The organism is Bacillus cereus group sp. BfR-BA-01441, from assembly GCF_022663075.1.
Classification (GTDB): domain Bacteria; phylum Bacillota; class Bacilli; order Bacillales; family Bacillaceae_G; genus Bacillus_A; species Bacillus_A cereus.
On sequence record NZ_JAKUEU010000306.1, the window covers coordinates 1 to 311 of the forward strand.

The following is a 311-nucleotide window of genomic DNA, read 5'->3' on the forward strand; positions in this document are numbered from 1 at the left end:
GAGGACTGAAAATCCTCGTGTCGGCGGTTCGATTCCGTCCCGAGCCACCATTTTGAAGTCGCAAGCCGACTTAGCTCAATTGGTAGAGCAACTGACTTGTAATCAGTAGGTTGGGGGTTCAAGTCCTCTAGTCGGCACCACTTTCAAAATGAGCCATTAGCTCAGTTGGTAGAGCATCTGACTTTTAATCAGAGGGTCGAAGGTTCGAGTCCTTCATGGCTCACCATTTACAATTTAATGCGGGTGTAGTTTAGTGGTAAAACAAGAGCCTTCCAAGCTCTGGTCGAGAGTTCGATTCTCTTCACCCGCTT

3 tRNA genes are annotated in these 311 nt (G+C 47.9%); all 3 read left to right on the plus strand.

Annotated elements, in window-relative coordinates:
* Nucleotides 1–64 precede the first annotated feature (64 nt).
* The 3 genes from MR107_RS30625 to MR107_RS30635 all read left to right on the plus strand — a co-directional run bounded on the left by MR107_RS30625 (nucleotide 65) and on the right by MR107_RS30635 (nucleotide 310).
* A tRNA-Thr gene (locus MR107_RS30625) sits at nucleotides 65–140 on the plus strand.
* Nucleotides 141–150: 10 nt separating this feature from the next.
* Nucleotides 151–226, plus strand: a tRNA-Lys gene (locus MR107_RS30630).
* A 13-nt stretch (nucleotides 227–239) separates the two neighbouring features.
* Nucleotides 240–310: transfer RNA gene (locus tag MR107_RS30635), tRNA-Gly, on the plus strand.
* Nucleotide 311 lies beyond the last annotated feature (1 nt).